Source organism: Marinobacter sp. LV10MA510-1, assembly GCF_002563885.1.
GTDB lineage: Bacteria > Pseudomonadota > Gammaproteobacteria > Pseudomonadales > Oleiphilaceae > Marinobacter.
In genome coordinates this window covers 1,831,608-1,844,159 of the sequence record NZ_PDJA01000001.1, presented here as the reverse complement: position 1 = coordinate 1,844,159, position 12,552 = coordinate 1,831,608, and the positions used below count along the sequence as shown (strand labels likewise).

The window sequence follows — 12,552 nt, the reverse complement described above, 5'->3', positions numbered from 1 at the left end:
GGGTGAAATGTGGAAACTGGCGGTGAACATATCGGTATTGCAATTTTTGCAGCCGGGTTTTGCCAATGATGTACTTGTCATACTCAACGAATTGCGTAAACAGGGTGTGCGGGTATCAATGGACGATTTTGGTACCGGTTATTCGTCGCTAAGCTTGCTGAGAACTCTGCCGCTTGACGAGCTGAAAATCGACAAGAGCTTCATTGACGGACTGTTAGATGATCACAAAGCCCAAAACATGGTCGCCAGCATTATCAGTATTGCCCGCAGTCATCAGCTTGAACTGGTTGCCGAAGGCGTAGAAACCCAAGGCCAATACCTAGCGTTAATGGCAATGGGTTGCACGCTGTTTCAGGGCTACTATTTTGGCCGTCCGGCCGCTTTTACTGTTGAGCCAAAGCCCCCCCATTAATAATGTCCCGTCTGGCTGATTTGGCCCAGCGACAATTGGTCGCAGCGTTGCTGTGACTGTTTGTGGCAGGCTATGCTAACTATTGATTTTGACCCCGCAGGAGCTTTTGATGAAACCCTCTTCCTTGATTCGTCGCTTTGCCCGCCATGTTAGTGCTGTTGCTGCGTTCGCGAGTTGCATCCCGCTGATGGCTGCTGCCGACACAGCTCCCACTCCCTATGTAAGCGGTGTTATGGTAGAGCACGGTTGGAGCCGGCCAACGCCACCGGGCGCAGCGGTCGGTGTTGGTTACATGGTTATTCATAATCACACTGACGCTGCAGTCCGCCTCATTGGCGCCACCACCGAAGTCGCCACAGACGTTTCCATCCATGAAACCCTTGCAGACAACGGCATGATGCGCATGAAACCGTTACCGGATGGCTTGAACATAGATGCTCGCCAGAGCGTGGAGTTTAAGCCCCTAAGCTATCACCTGATGCTGGAAGGTTTAAAGCAGCCGTTAAAGGTCGGGCAGAAAATCCCCGTTACGCTTACGTTTGAACGCATCCCGGCGCAGCACGCAGTGCTGAACGTCAGGTCACTGGACGATGCTGGCGAAGACGATGTTGGTATGGACCACTCGACGATGAATCACTCCGCGACAGATCATTCCAATATGGATCACTAATGGCGATTGTGGTGTAAAGCCGATATTCTGCGCAGCGTCTAAAAAGCCAAGCTTTTGTAAGGAACCTGCGTGTGCTTGAAAGTTACTTAACCGGTTTACTGGTGTGCGGCGGTTTAATTATCGCCATTGGCGCGCAAAATGCGTACCTGCTGAGCCAAGCCATTCGCCGGGAGCATCATTGGCCGGTGGCGGCTATTTGCGCAGTGTGCGATGCCAGTCTGTTCGCCCTGGGCATGTTCGGCGTTAGCGCGGCGCTGATGGCGGTGCCCCAGGCGCTGGAATTTTTGCGCTGGCTGGGTGTGGTTTTTCTGGGTTGGCTGGCGCTTCAGGCGGCCGTGCGTGTCTTTAGGGGCCGCGCGGCTTTAAAAGTTGGCGCGGCCACTCGAGGCAGTTTGCGCAAAGTTATACTGACTGCGCTGGCGGTCACTCTTCTGAACCCTCAGGTTTACCTCGACACGCTGCTGCTGGTGCCAGCGATTGGTGCCCAGCAGAGCAGCGCCGTGGCTTTTGTGATCGGCGCCAGCACCGCTTCTGTGGTTTGGTTCAGCCTGCTGGCCTGGGGCGGTGCCGCATTGGCCCCGGTGCTGTCGCGGCCACTGGCCTGGCGTGTTATTGATGGCCTGATTGGTTTAATGATGGCGGCGATAGCGTTGCAATTGGCTCTAAATGGCAGTCTGTAGCGCCGTTCAAAGCCAACTCAGCCGCACTGAAAACATCTATGGGTCCGGCTAGCTGGCCACCTCGGCCAGATAAGTCTCTAGTTCATTGCCCAGCCAGACCACCACGGCGCCACCCTGGGCGTACTCGGATTCCAGCGCGCTGAACACTTTCCACCATTTGGCACTGCGGTGGTGGATGGTGGTCAGCTCGCCGCTGGCCAACGCCTCGCGAATCAGTGGCAGCGGCAAATCCGCCCAGCCAGCGCCATCAATCACCGAGTCCCGTATCAGCTCGTACTGGGTAAACGCTAAATAGTTTGCGGTTTCCGGGGATTCCGGTTCCAGGCGCATATCGCGTATAGAGGCCAGGGTGATTTCGGTGTGCGTCACCAGGTCATCTTGGGTTACCCGTTCCAGCTGGCACAACGGGTGGCTGCTGGCGGCCACCGTTAACATGCGCACATCCGCCAGCTCGCGCCGCCATTCATAGCCTTCGGTGGTGGGCTCGGGCATCAGGCCGTAACACACGTCTACCGACTGATGCTCCACCAGCGCCGGCAATTCCCGGGGTGAGGCCAGATACACCGCAATACTGGTATGGGGGAAGCGTTGTTTAAGGCGCTGAAGAATGCTGCGCCATGCCGAATCGGGCAGAGAGTCATCGCGGCCAATACGCAGAGCGGTTTCGGCACCGCTAATATGGTGCTGGCAACGGGCCATGATCTGTCCTGCTACCTGATCAAAACGCCGGCAGTCGGTCACAATGGAGTGGCCCACAGCGGTCAGCTGAAGCTGGTTACCACTGCGTTCGAACAGTTGCGCGCCCAACTCGTCTTCCAGCGCCGCCAATGCCGTGCTGACGGTGGTGCGGCTGCGGCCGAGCTCGCGGGCAGCCGCGGCAACGGTGCCAAAGCGCACAATCGCCAGAAAAATCTGTATTTGTGATGTTTTCACGCTAGCAGTACCTTGCAAAGTGCCTCGGAGAATTCCTTAGCACGTGTCTTGGAAATTGACTTAGAAAGCGCCTTAAATTGCGTATTTACCCTTATTAGCGACGGGAAAACCGTCGGCCAGCGACTCACGCCTCAGTGTATAGGTGATTAGTATATGCCTCCAGTCACTGGAGGTGTTTATGGCTGCTTTTCTGGCGCGGGAAAACCTGGCGCTGATTTTATCGTCGATAGGTGCTGCCCTGTTTGCAATTTTGGGGATTACCTGGGGCGTGTGGGTCGATTCTTTGGTTATTCTTTTTGATGGCGCCTATTCGTTGGTGAGCTTGATGCTCTCGCTGTTGTCGGTTTATGCAGCGCGCCTGATGCGCAAACCGGCCTGCGATGCGTTTCCCTTGGGTCGTGGTGCTTTGGAGCCCCTGGTGATTGCAGTAAAGGGCCTGACGATTGCCTTGGTGTGTGTCATTTCACTGTTCTGTGCCATTGCTGCTTTGATCAACGGCGGTCAGGTGGTTGATGCCGGTATGGCTCTGATTTTCTCTGTGATCAGCGTAATAGGTTGCGCGCTGGTGTGGGCCTATTTGCATTGGGCCACGGGCCGCAGCCATTCCGGTTTGCTGCTGGCAGAAAAGAAGCAGTGGCTGATGGACATGGCGCTGAGTGCGGCCGTGCTGATCGGTTTTTTGGCAGCCGCTTTGCTGGAAACCGGTGCCTGGGCTCATCTGGCCAGGTACGCCGACCCGCTGATGATGGTGTTGATTTCAGGTTACTTTCTGGTAGTTCCGGTGAAAATGACCGCGGCGGCTGTGCGTGAACTGCTTTTGTCTGCGCCGTCTGAAGAGTTGCAAAGCTGTGTGTCCGAGGCCATGCGGGATGTTGGCTTGCACCCGGACTGTGCCAGCACCATCAAGGTTGGCCCATCACTGATGGTAGAAGTGGCTCTGCCGGATAACTGGCCAGATGATATCAACCGCCTTAGATTCCGGCTGCATCGCAAGTTGGCAAACCTGCCGGTAGAAGCGCGCATATTTGTTCATGCTTCAGACTAGTGTCCCGTTCGGCGTGGTAAAGTAGATTATGCTTAAATTAACAAACGCTGTTGAACTTGCGGACTGGGAGATCGAAATCACCCAGATCCGCGCTCAGGGTGCCGGTGGGCAGAATGTCAACAAGGTCTCCTCTGCGGTGCACTTACGTTTTGACATTCTGAACTCGTCGCTGCCACCGTTTTATAAAGAACGCTTGATGGCGCTGAACGATCAGCGCATCAGCAAAGACGGTGTGCTTATGCTTAAAGCACAAAGCCACCGTACGCTAGAGCTAAACAAAAACGACGCTCTGCAGCGGCTCAAGGCGTTGATTCTGCAGGCCGCAAAACCGCAAAAAGCTCGCCGCGCCACAAGGCCCAGCAAATCCGCCAAGCGTAAGCGCACTGACGGAAAAGTGCAGAAGGGCCGTACCAAAGCGTTGCGGGGAAAGGTTCAGGTTTAATCCACCCCAGCCTGATGGGCAGCGCCGGTGTTAGCTCGCAGAAACTCCGCCATGTCGTCAAAGGCTTCGTCTGCCTCTGGCAGCATAGGGCCGAAAATTTGCCACACGTGCACCATACCCTGCCAGATATGCAGCTCCACCGGAGAGCCTGCTGCCTGCGCCTTGGCGGCGTAGCGCCTTGCGTTGTCTGCCAGCATTTCGCAGTCGCTGACCTGAATCAGGGTGGGTGGCAGGTCATGCAGCGGTCCGCGTAATGGCGAAGCCACGGGGCTGGCCGGTCGCATGCGGAAGGTTGCCGTACTGAACCACCACAAAACCGGCAGCGGCACTTTTTGCAGCCCACCAAACATCGGGCCCAGCATGGGGTCGGTGGCTATATTGCTTCGATTGCTGGGCGCGGTCATGGTCATGTCGGTGGACGGCGACAGTGCGATGGCCGCATCGGCCTGGCGCAGCCTCTGGTCGCGCAGCCACGCAATCAGCGCCAGGGTATGGCTACCGCCGGCCGAATCCCCTGCAATCACCATAATCTGAGCCTCCTGCTCGCCTTCCGGGCCATTGCGCAACAGCCACTCATAGGCTTTGCGGCAATCTTCCACGCCGGCCATATAGCGGTATTCCGGCATCAGCCGATAGTCCACCGCAAACACCGCGGCCTTGCCAATTTGCGACAGCTGGTCGGTCATACTGCGATGGCTGCGGGGGCTACCCGCCATCCAGGCGCCGCCATGAATGTACAGAATGCGCCGACGGGTATCGGCGCCGGGGGCTATCACCCACTCACCGCGGGGTTGTTCGGTAGCGGTGACGGTAGACACCATTTGCAGATCATCGCTGATGCTGTCCATGTACTCGCGCATGGCAAGAATCCGCGCCCGCCCCCTAACACCATCCAATACTTTGCCCATATTGCGTACGCGTTCGATCACGTCTTTGTTGGCGAGGCTAGGCAGCGCTGTGCGTGATTTGAAATCATGGCCATCAAACGCCGAGTAGTCGTCTGGCCGGAACAGAATGAACGACACGGCTAAAAACACCAGCAAAGACAACCCGATAAATATCAGTAAATACAGAGCCCACATCATAAAAATGCCTCGCTAACCACTTGCAGTTTCTGTTTCAAGCATCACATAAGCACGCGTTGGTTGCCAGATTCTATACTGCTCGCGGTTGAAACTGTGAGCCGGCGGCCTAAAGTAGATGAGTGTTATCAACATTCATTGACCACGGTGAAGCTAATTATGAGCGATCAACCGGTACTACTGATTACAGGCGCATCTTCCGGTATTGGTGCGGCTACCGCACGGGCAGCGGCAAAACAGGGTTATCGTCTGGTACTGGCGGCCCGCTCGGAAGATAAACTGCACAAGTTGCAACAGGAACTGGGCGGTAAAGAGCAGGTATTAACAGTGCGCTGCGACGTGCAAAGTGAGACAGACCAGCGTGAAATGGTGAAAAAAGCGCTGGTCAGTTTTGGTCGCATCGATGCCGTATTCGCCAACGCTGGCCGCGGAGGCGAGCCCGGCGGGTTCAGTGGTGCCGATGCGGAAGTCTGGAAAGACATGATTCTGACCAACATCTACGGGGTTGGCCTGACCGTGCAGCATTGCCTGCCGGCGCTGAGGGAAAGCCGTGGGCACCTGTTACTGACGGGTTCTGCCGCAGGGCGTGTAACCATTCCGGGATCTATGTACAGCGCGACAAAGTGGGCGGTGTCGGCCATTGGTTATGGCGCTCGCGAAGAACTGCGGGGCTCCGGTATTCGAGTAACCCTGATCGAGCCAGGCATGGTAGACACGCCCTTCTTTGACCAACAGCCAGACAACGCACTGCATCCAGACGACGTTGCCAACGCGGTGATGTATGCCGTGGCCCAGCCGGCTCATGTCGACGTGAACGAAATACTGGTGCGGCCTACGCCGGCGATCAAAGACGAATAGACCAAAATAATGCCGATAGAGAAAACGGAGAAACGTGTGCGTTAGCGTTTTGGACTGCGCTGGCGCTGTTTCTTCGGCTTGGGTTTTGGCTTCGCAGCAGGCTTTGCACCCTGGCGGTTGTCTGGCCGTCCGCCGGGCTTGCCTGCAGGTTTGGCGCCGGGCCGGGCGGGGGTTTTGTTGCCGGTACGTGGGCCGGTGCTTGGTTTGCGGCCGTCGCGCTTTTGCGCCGGAGCAGTGGCCGGCTTTGCCTTACCGGCGGGTTTTTGAGACGCAGCAGGGGCATCGGATGACGAGTCTCGAATGCTGTCCATCAGCACCGCCAGTTCTTTCGATGTTAAATCCCGCCACTGGCCTACGGGGAGGTTGCCCAGGCTGATGTTCATAATGCGCTGCCGTTCCAGGCGCGTTACGTCAAAACCAAAATGTTCCGCCATGCGTCGAATCTGCCGGTTCAGGCCTTCTACCAGAACAATGCGGAGCACAAAGCGCGACTCCTGCGACACCCGGCATTTTTTTGTAACTGTACCCAGAATCGGCACCCCGCCGGCCAGGCCATCAATAAAGGCCTTGGTGATGGGTTTATCAACGGTGACCAGATACTCTTTCTCGTGATTATTACCCGCCCGCAGGATCTTGTTGACCAGATCCCCATTGCTGGTCATAAAAATCAGCCCTTGGGAATCTTTGTCTAGCCGGCCGATAGGGAAAATTCTTATTGCGTGCCTTACAAAGCGTTGAATGTTATCGCGCTCGGCGCTGTCTGTGGTGCTGACAATACCTACCGGCTTGTTCAGAGCGATGAATACCTGATCTTCCTCGGCGCGGGGTTCAATGATTTGACCGTTGACCATGACCGTATCCGTCGGCAATACCTGATCGCCAACGCTGGCGCGCTTGCCGTTGATTCGCACATTACCCTGCTCGATGTATCGGTCGGCCTCGCGCCGCGAACAAATGCCGCTCTCGCTGATGTATTTGTTCAGGCGTGTGGACGAAGACTGGGTCATGCAGGGCACCGGCTGGGTGTGGGTTCAATTAAGCGGTGCATCATAACAGGCGAGCGCGCTGGACGTGAATGTCCTCCTCTGCCATTGTTGCCAGATAACGCCCGCCCCACCCAACCAGAACCGCCCCATGCCCTCAACGCTTTCAATCAACTGCCCCGTCTGCGAGCGGGCTCAGCTTCATGATTTTCAGACCATCAAACAACAGCATTATTTGCGCTGCCCGGAATGCCAATGCACCGTGATGGCACCCGAGTGCCATTTAAGCTCCGAACAGGAAAAAGCCATTTACCAATACCACGACAACAATCCGGACGATCCCGGGTACCGTCGTTTCCTGTCCAAGGTGGCTGATCCGTTATTGCCCCGACTTCCCCGCGGAGCTCACGGCCTGGATTTTGGCTGTGGCCCCGGCCCTGTGTTGGCTGGCATGCTGGAGGAAGCGGGTATGACCATGGCGCTGTACGATCCGTTTTTTCATCCACAGCCTGATGTCTTGCAGCAGCAATACGACTTCATCACTTGCACCGAAGTGCTGGAACATTTGCACCAGCCTGCGGCGGTCTTACGCCAGCTGGATGGCCTGCTAAAGCCTGGCGGCTTGCTGGCGGTGATGACTTGCTTTCAGACGGACGACACCCGCTTTGCAAGCTGGCACTACCGGCGTGATCCCACTCATGTGGTGTTTTATAAAGAAGAAACACTGGAGTTGATAGCGAAGCAGCATCAGTGGATTTTGGAGGTACCGAGAAAAGACGTGGCCATTTTCACCAAAGCAGAGTGAGGGGGGAGCGTGGCGTTGAGTGAAATGAGGCGCCGGTTGCTCAACGGACGAAAATAGATGCATTTGCTTCAACTCAGGAGCAGCAGCGAATTTTCGGCTAATCACGCTTTAGTGCAATGTCATCAACTTAAGACATTTCCCCAAAAATATCATATAATTAGAGCTCAACCATCAACGAGGAAATGCCCTATGGAGCACAATAAAAAAACAACGTTTGACAACCCAACCGACATTCTTTCCGAAAATTGTACATAAAATAACCAGCTTACTGAGCTGCCCCGAGTTTATTGCCCAGCATCGCACCCATCCGAAGCACTTTACCCGCAAACGCCATTTGACCTTCCGCAATCTGATCCTGTTTCTGCTGAATCAGCCCAAAAGCGCCCTGCAAACCGAACTGGATGCCTTCTTTCAGGCGCTCAATGGCTCGGCCTTTGAAACCCAGGTGGTCACCGCACAAGCCTTCAGCAAAGCCCGCCAGAAGCTCAGCGCGTCAGTTTTTGAGGCTCTCAACAGCGCCCTGCAAGCCCAGATGGATGAGCTGGGGCTGCACAAGACCTGGCAGGGCCTGCGCCTGCTGGCCGTGGACGGCTCCAGCATGCACTTGCCGCTGGAAGACCCACTGGCCAAGCACTTTGGTACCCACAACGGGTTGCCGGTGGCCCGAGTGTCGGTCCTGCAAGACCTGCTGTCCAATCAGACTCTGCACACCCTCCTGATCACGCCGGATGTGGATGAGCGGGGCTGTGCCAGCATGCACCTGAAGCATGCTCCTGACCACAGTCTGATTCTGTTTGATCGGGGCTATCCCGCGCACTGGCTCTTTGCCGAGCTACAGCGCTGTCAACAGCAATTCCTGATGCGCCTGACACTGACCCATTCCCGAGAAGTCCGCGCGTTTGTGGATTCTGGAAAAGACGACGACACCGTCTCAATGACGTGCCGGCACTGGTTATCGCGACAGGTCTGTGAGCAGTCCGGTGTTAATCCGGACACGGCCCTCCAGATCCGGTTGATCCGGGTGACGCTGCCCACCGGGGAAACGGAAGTGCTGGCCACCTCACTCCTGGACACCGGGGCCTTCCCCGCCGAGCTCTTTGCCGACCTGTACCAACGGCGCTGGGGCATCGAGACCGACTACCGCCGGCTTAAGCAAACCCTGAGCCTGGAAAACGTCAGTGGCCGGACGGTCTGTGCCGTACAGCAGGACATCCACGCCTGCCAACTGCTCAAGAACCTGGCCCTGCTGATGCAGGCCCTACAGCAGCCCGACATTGAGCGCAAAACCGCACACCGGAAACTGGCTTGGAAGGCTAACTTCACCCAGGGCGTATCCCGCCTGAAGCATACCCTCGTCGCCCTTCTGGTGAGGCCCAGCTGTGAGGCCCTGGATAACCTGTGGCGCCTGTTGGGTAACAGCTTGAGTGCAGTGCGTCCCGGGCGAAGTAGCCCACGACGCCGAAAACGACTGGCCACCAAAGGCTGTGAAGGGTACAAGCCGACTCGCTGACCGACACCACCCCCCGGCGGCGTATAACAAGACTTCCTGACAGACTGTGCCAGCCACCGGTCGAATGGTTCTTGCCCTGAATAACGCTTAAACCGCTCTGACACACCGGCAAATACACCATTGACAATCTTTGGCGCTGATTTCGGGTTAGGCTCTGATTTTAATCGCCTGTCGATTCAATAATAGGCTGTCTCACGATTGGCAATCTTGGTGACTCAGAGGATCATAATGGACTTATGGGGCTTAAGTTGATGACATTGCGCTTTAGTGGGGTGGGAGGACAGAGGGAACAAACAGCTGTAATCTTGTACACAAGCTGTCGGGGTTGTGCTGACCGCTTTTCACTTCTTAGCGTTAAATCAAGTAGAGAAAAAAGAGGTAAACATGTCAGGAATCAAAGAGCTTGACCAATTGCTTAGCGCTATGAAACCGAAACTGACGAATGATGAATTTGTATTTTGCACTGTTGTCGGTGAACTAAGCGATTATTCTCATTTAAGACCAGTGGCTACGTTCTTGGAGCTAGAAGGTTTAACGTTGGTGCTACCGAAACATCAGGCCCAAAATGCAGGTTTAAAGTACGAAAATTCTTTTCGCCAAATTACGTTAACGGTTTATTCAAGTCTTGAGGCAGTCGGCTTAACAGCTGCTGTATCGGCAAGACTAGCCTCGAAAGGTATTAGTGCTAATGTGATTGCCGCGTATTATCACGACCATGTATTTGTGCCGTACGATAAGGCAGTGCAGGCTTTGCTCGCGTTAAACGAGTTTAACGAGTAGTGAAAGGCTTTGGTCAGAACAGTTCAAGTAAATTTCCAAAATCGACTGTTAAGAATTTTTGGTTGAGCGCGAAGTCAGAGAAAGGAGTTTAACAATGGGAATGATAGGAAGCTGTTTGTGCCGAGATATTAGCTACGAAATAGACGCATTGGACATGCCTATAGTTCATTGTCATTGTCAGACCTGTCGTAAAGCTCATGCGGCCCCATTTGCCTCAACAGCTGGAGTAAAACGCGAACACTTCCGCTGGCTCACCGGCGAAGAGTTTCTTTCTACATACGAATCTTCACCGGGAAAATATCGACATTTTTGCAGGCATTGTGGCTCTCATTTGGTAGCGGAAAGACCCACTCAGCCCCATGTGATTATTCGCGTTTCAACACTCGACGATGATCCTGAGTTAAAGCCCGAAGCTCATATTTGGGTTTCTCATGATGTGCCGTGGCTGGAATATCAAAATGTGCGTAAGCGCCCGGAATGGTAACAAGAAAATCAAAAGTCGTTTAATTGCGCTCCTAGCTTAACGGCTTTTTTTAGCTGACCCAATGATACCAGTACCAACAATCACTACTTGACCAGCTATACGAATTACCAAGCTATTATTATCATATTCGGTCTCAGCAAAGATAAGACTCGGACGGTTCATTTCCACGCCTTGGCTGATTTTCCAGCGCCGTAAGCCAGGGATCTTTTCGTCAATTGATAGCATGCCAACTAAGGCTGCGGCGGCACTTCCGGTGGCGGGATCTTCTCGCTGTCCTCCCTCGCCACAGAACATACGGGCACGCAGGACGCTTTCAGTACTTGAGGCATTCTCGGCCACATAGAGGTAAATTTGATCGCAGCCGCTGGGTGATATGTTCTCCGACCAAATACTGGGCGAGAGTTGAACGCGTCCGAGCGCTTTTAACGATTCAAGCTCAATCAGATGGTATGGGAGCCCACACGAAGCAAGTACTGGCTTGCTGGCCACTTCTTCCGGCTCCAGCCCAAGCAACTGAGCAGCGGTTACTTTTTCTAGAGTACTGGTTTGGATGTGTATTGGTGCCGCTACAGTGAAACGGGTTAGGTTTTTGTCGTAGGCCACGACTAAAGGCCCGGCGTCGAGTGTGAGCGGCCTGTCGCGCAGAGCCATACCTAGCTCTGCCAACAGATGCGCAGTCCCTACCGTCGGGTGCCCGGCAAAAGGAAGCTCCATGTTTGGAGTGAAAATACGGATAGGGTAGTACTCATAGCCTTCCATCTTTTTCTCCTTTGGAGTTGCTGCATGCATCGGATGAGGAAGTAGTCAATTATGTCTCCGGTTGGAATTCTGCAACAACGCCATATAACAGTTTCAATCTAAGAAAATTGTAGGATGACAATTCCAAAAAACGTGACTAGCGCAAAGAATGAACGGCGAACGCCTATTTTTTCGGAGAGGAAAAGTTTGCCAAGGATCAAAGAGAACAAAACACTGGTCTCGCGCAGCACTGCTACCAAAGTGCGTAAACCGCTGAAGGTTGCCACCCATTCCACCTGAAGCCTGCCACCCGGACCGGCGCAAGGCTGCCACCCATCGGAGCGACGCGACGCGGGGGTTTCATTGTTACTCCGAAGCCGTGGTGCCCGTCAACTTTGCTTGTCGTTTTCGCATGGATTCACCCCTGAGATTGATCTTGTAGGCGTTGTGAACCAGCCGATCCAGAATGGCATCCGCCAGAGTGGCGTCACCGATGACGTCATGCCATTCCTCGATAGGGAGTTGGCTGGTGGCGATGGTGGAGCGACGGCCGTAACGGTCTTCCAGCACTTCCAGCAAGTCTCTTCGGTTCTCTGCGCTCAGTTTCATGAGCCCCCAATCGTCCAGGATCAGTACATCGACTTTGGCGAGATTTGCTAGCAGTTTGGGGTACTGGCCATCTCCTTTAGCGATGGTCAGTTCTCGTAGCAGCCGGGTCAGGCGAACGTACTGGGCGGTGTAGCCCTCCCGGCAGGCTTTGTGCGCCAAGGCACAGGCCAGCCAGGTTTTGCCAACACCGGTGGGACCGGTGATGAGCACATTCAGGTGTTCCTTCACCCATTGGCAGCTTGCCAGGGATTGGATCAGTCCTTTATCCAGCCCCCGTGAGTTCCGGTAATCCAGGTCTTCGAGAACGGCGGTGTGTCGCAGTCCAGCCCGGCGCAGCCGGCTGGTCAGGCGTCGGTTATCTCGTTCGGTCATCTCCCGGTCAACCAGCAGTCCAAGGCGTTCCTCGAAGCTCAGTTCCGTGATGTCAGGCGTGGCCGACTGATCAGCCAGTGCGGCGGCCATGCCGGTCAATTTGAGGGCATGGAGTTTGTCCAGAGTCGGATGTTTCAGCATGTCAGGTT

15 protein-coding genes are annotated in these 12,552 nt (G+C 55.0%); 10 read left to right on the top strand and 5 right to left on the bottom strand.

What is annotated here, in order from left to right:
• The first annotated feature begins 7 nt into the window (after window positions 1-7).
• The 3 genes from ATI45_RS23150 (at window position 8) to ATI45_RS08815 (ending at window position 1,762) form a co-directional block, all read left to right on the top strand.
• Window positions 8-412: an EAL domain-containing protein gene (locus ATI45_RS23150; RefSeq protein ID WP_323807646.1), complete on the top strand. Its 405-nt coding sequence runs from the start codon at window positions 8-10 to the stop codon at window positions 410-412.
• A 109-nt stretch (window positions 413-521) separates the two neighbouring features.
• A complete protein-coding gene (locus tag ATI45_RS08820; protein WP_098419163.1) occupies window positions 522-1,082 on the top strand; it encodes a copper chaperone PCu(A)C in 561 nt (186 codons plus the stop codon).
• A 71-nt stretch (window positions 1,083-1,153) separates the two neighbouring features.
• A complete protein-coding gene (locus ATI45_RS08815) occupies window positions 1,154-1,762 on the top strand; it encodes a LysE/ArgO family amino acid transporter (RefSeq protein WP_098419162.1) in 609 nt (202 codons plus the stop codon).
• Between the two features lie 48 nt (window positions 1,763-1,810).
• On the opposite strand, the gene ATI45_RS08810 is transcribed toward ATI45_RS08815, so the two are convergent.
• The gene (locus ATI45_RS08810) at window positions 1,811-2,695 is read right to left on the bottom strand and encodes a LysR family transcriptional regulator (RefSeq protein WP_098419161.1); all 885 of its coding nucleotides are present in this window, start codon (window positions 2,693-2,695) and stop codon (window positions 1,811-1,813) included.
• A 178-nt stretch (window positions 2,696-2,873) separates the two neighbouring features.
• Between ATI45_RS08810 and ATI45_RS08805 the strand changes: the two genes are divergently transcribed.
• Together ATI45_RS08805 and arfB are read left to right on the top strand one after the other, a co-directional pair.
• Window positions 2,874-3,740, top strand: a complete 867-nt coding sequence (locus tag ATI45_RS08805) for a cation transporter (RefSeq protein ID WP_098419160.1) — start codon at window positions 2,874-2,876, stop codon at window positions 3,738-3,740.
• 28 nt (window positions 3,741-3,768) lie between these two features.
• Window positions 3,769-4,182 carry an alternative ribosome rescue aminoacyl-tRNA hydrolase ArfB gene (arfB, locus tag ATI45_RS08800; RefSeq protein WP_098419159.1) on the top strand — a complete coding sequence of 138 codons (414 nt, stop codon included), beginning with the start codon at window positions 3,769-3,771 and terminating at the stop codon, window positions 4,180-4,182.
• Here arfB and ATI45_RS08795 read toward each other — a convergent pair.
• Window positions 4,179-5,267, bottom strand: a complete 1,089-nt coding sequence (locus tag ATI45_RS08795) for an alpha/beta hydrolase (RefSeq protein ID WP_323807645.1) — start codon at window positions 5,265-5,267, stop codon at window positions 4,179-4,181. The two genes, arfB and ATI45_RS08795, sit on opposite strands and share 4 nt — an antisense overlap.
• Window positions 5,268-5,423: 156 nt before the next feature.
• Between ATI45_RS08795 and ATI45_RS08790 the strand changes: the two genes are divergently transcribed.
• On the top strand, window positions 5,424-6,122 hold the full coding sequence (locus ATI45_RS08790; RefSeq protein ID WP_098419158.1) for an SDR family oxidoreductase: 699 nt from the start codon (window positions 5,424-5,426) through the stop codon (window positions 6,120-6,122).
• Window positions 6,123-6,163: 41 nt separating this feature from the next.
• Here ATI45_RS08790 and rluF read toward each other — a convergent pair whose 3' ends face one another.
• A complete protein-coding gene (gene rluF / locus ATI45_RS08785; RefSeq protein WP_098419157.1) occupies window positions 6,164-7,129 on the bottom strand; it encodes a 23S rRNA pseudouridine(2604) synthase RluF in 966 nt (321 codons plus the stop codon).
• 127 nt (window positions 7,130-7,256) lie between these two features.
• On the opposite strand from rluF, the gene ATI45_RS08780 reads away from it, so the two are divergent.
• The 4 genes from ATI45_RS08780 (at window position 7,257) to ATI45_RS08765 (ending at window position 10,684) form a co-directional block, all read left to right on the top strand.
• Window positions 7,257-7,910 (top strand): class I SAM-dependent methyltransferase, encoded by a 654-nt coding sequence (locus tag ATI45_RS08780; RefSeq protein ID WP_098419156.1) that lies wholly within the window; start codon window positions 7,257-7,259, stop codon window positions 7,908-7,910.
• Window positions 7,911-8,124: 214 nt separating this feature from the next.
• The gene (locus ATI45_RS08775; RefSeq protein ID WP_098419155.1) at window positions 8,125-9,420 is read left to right on the top strand and encodes an IS4 family transposase; all 1,296 of its coding nucleotides are present in this window, start codon (window positions 8,125-8,127) and stop codon (window positions 9,418-9,420) included.
• Between the two features lie 384 nt (window positions 9,421-9,804).
• Window positions 9,805-10,200 (top strand): ACT domain-containing protein, encoded by a 396-nt coding sequence (locus ATI45_RS08770; RefSeq protein WP_098419154.1) that lies wholly within the window; start codon window positions 9,805-9,807, stop codon window positions 10,198-10,200.
• Between the two features lie 94 nt (window positions 10,201-10,294).
• Window positions 10,295-10,684, top strand: coding sequence for a GFA family protein (locus ATI45_RS08765; RefSeq protein ID WP_218926133.1), 390 nt, complete (start codon window positions 10,295-10,297; stop codon window positions 10,682-10,684).
• A 36-nt stretch (window positions 10,685-10,720) separates the two neighbouring features.
• Here ATI45_RS08765 and ATI45_RS08760 read toward each other — a convergent pair whose 3' ends face one another.
• Both ATI45_RS08760 and istB read right to left on the bottom strand, forming a co-directional pair.
• Window positions 10,721-11,443: a PhzF family phenazine biosynthesis protein gene (locus ATI45_RS08760; protein ID WP_179888399.1), complete on the bottom strand. Its 723-nt coding sequence runs from the start codon at window positions 11,441-11,443 to the stop codon at window positions 10,721-10,723.
• 345 nt (window positions 11,444-11,788) lie between these two features.
• A complete protein-coding gene (gene istB / locus ATI45_RS08755; RefSeq protein ID WP_098419152.1) occupies window positions 11,789-12,544 on the bottom strand; it encodes an IS21-like element helper ATPase IstB in 756 nt (251 codons plus the stop codon).
• Window positions 12,545-12,552 lie beyond the last annotated feature (8 nt).

Coding starts and splice junctions, on each gene's coding strand:
- ATI45_RS08820 (WP_098419163.1), top strand. CDS start 522: ATGAAACCCTCTTCCTTGATTCGTCGCTTTGCCCGCCATGTTAGTGCT.
- ATI45_RS08790 (WP_098419158.1), top strand. CDS start 5,424: ATGAGCGATCAACCGGTACTACTGATTACAGGCGCATCTTCCGGTATT.
- ATI45_RS08780 (WP_098419156.1), top strand. CDS start 7,257: ATGCCCTCAACGCTTTCAATCAACTGCCCCGTCTGCGAGCGGGCTCAG.
- ATI45_RS23150 (WP_323807646.1), top strand. CDS start 8: ATGTGGAAACTGGCGGTGAACATATCGGTATTGCAATTTTTGCAGCCG.
- ATI45_RS08760 (WP_179888399.1), bottom strand. CDS start 11,443: ATGGAAGGCTATGAGTACTACCCTATCCGTATTTTCACTCCAAACATG.
- istB (WP_098419152.1), bottom strand. CDS start 12,544: ATGCTGAAACATCCGACTCTGGACAAACTCCATGCCCTCAAATTGACC.
- arfB (WP_098419159.1), top strand. CDS start 3,769: ATGCTTAAATTAACAAACGCTGTTGAACTTGCGGACTGGGAGATCGAA.
- ATI45_RS08770 (WP_098419154.1), top strand. CDS start 9,805: ATGTCAGGAATCAAAGAGCTTGACCAATTGCTTAGCGCTATGAAACCG.
- ATI45_RS08805 (WP_098419160.1), top strand. CDS start 2,874: ATGGCTGCTTTTCTGGCGCGGGAAAACCTGGCGCTGATTTTATCGTCG.
- ATI45_RS08795 (WP_323807645.1), bottom strand. CDS start 5,267: ATGATGTGGGCTCTGTATTTACTGATATTTATCGGGTTGTCTTTGCTG.
- ATI45_RS08765 (WP_218926133.1), top strand. CDS start 10,295: ATGGGAATGATAGGAAGCTGTTTGTGCCGAGATATTAGCTACGAAATA.
- rluF (WP_098419157.1), bottom strand. CDS start 7,129: ATGACCCAGTCTTCGTCCACACGCCTGAACAAATACATCAGCGAGAGC.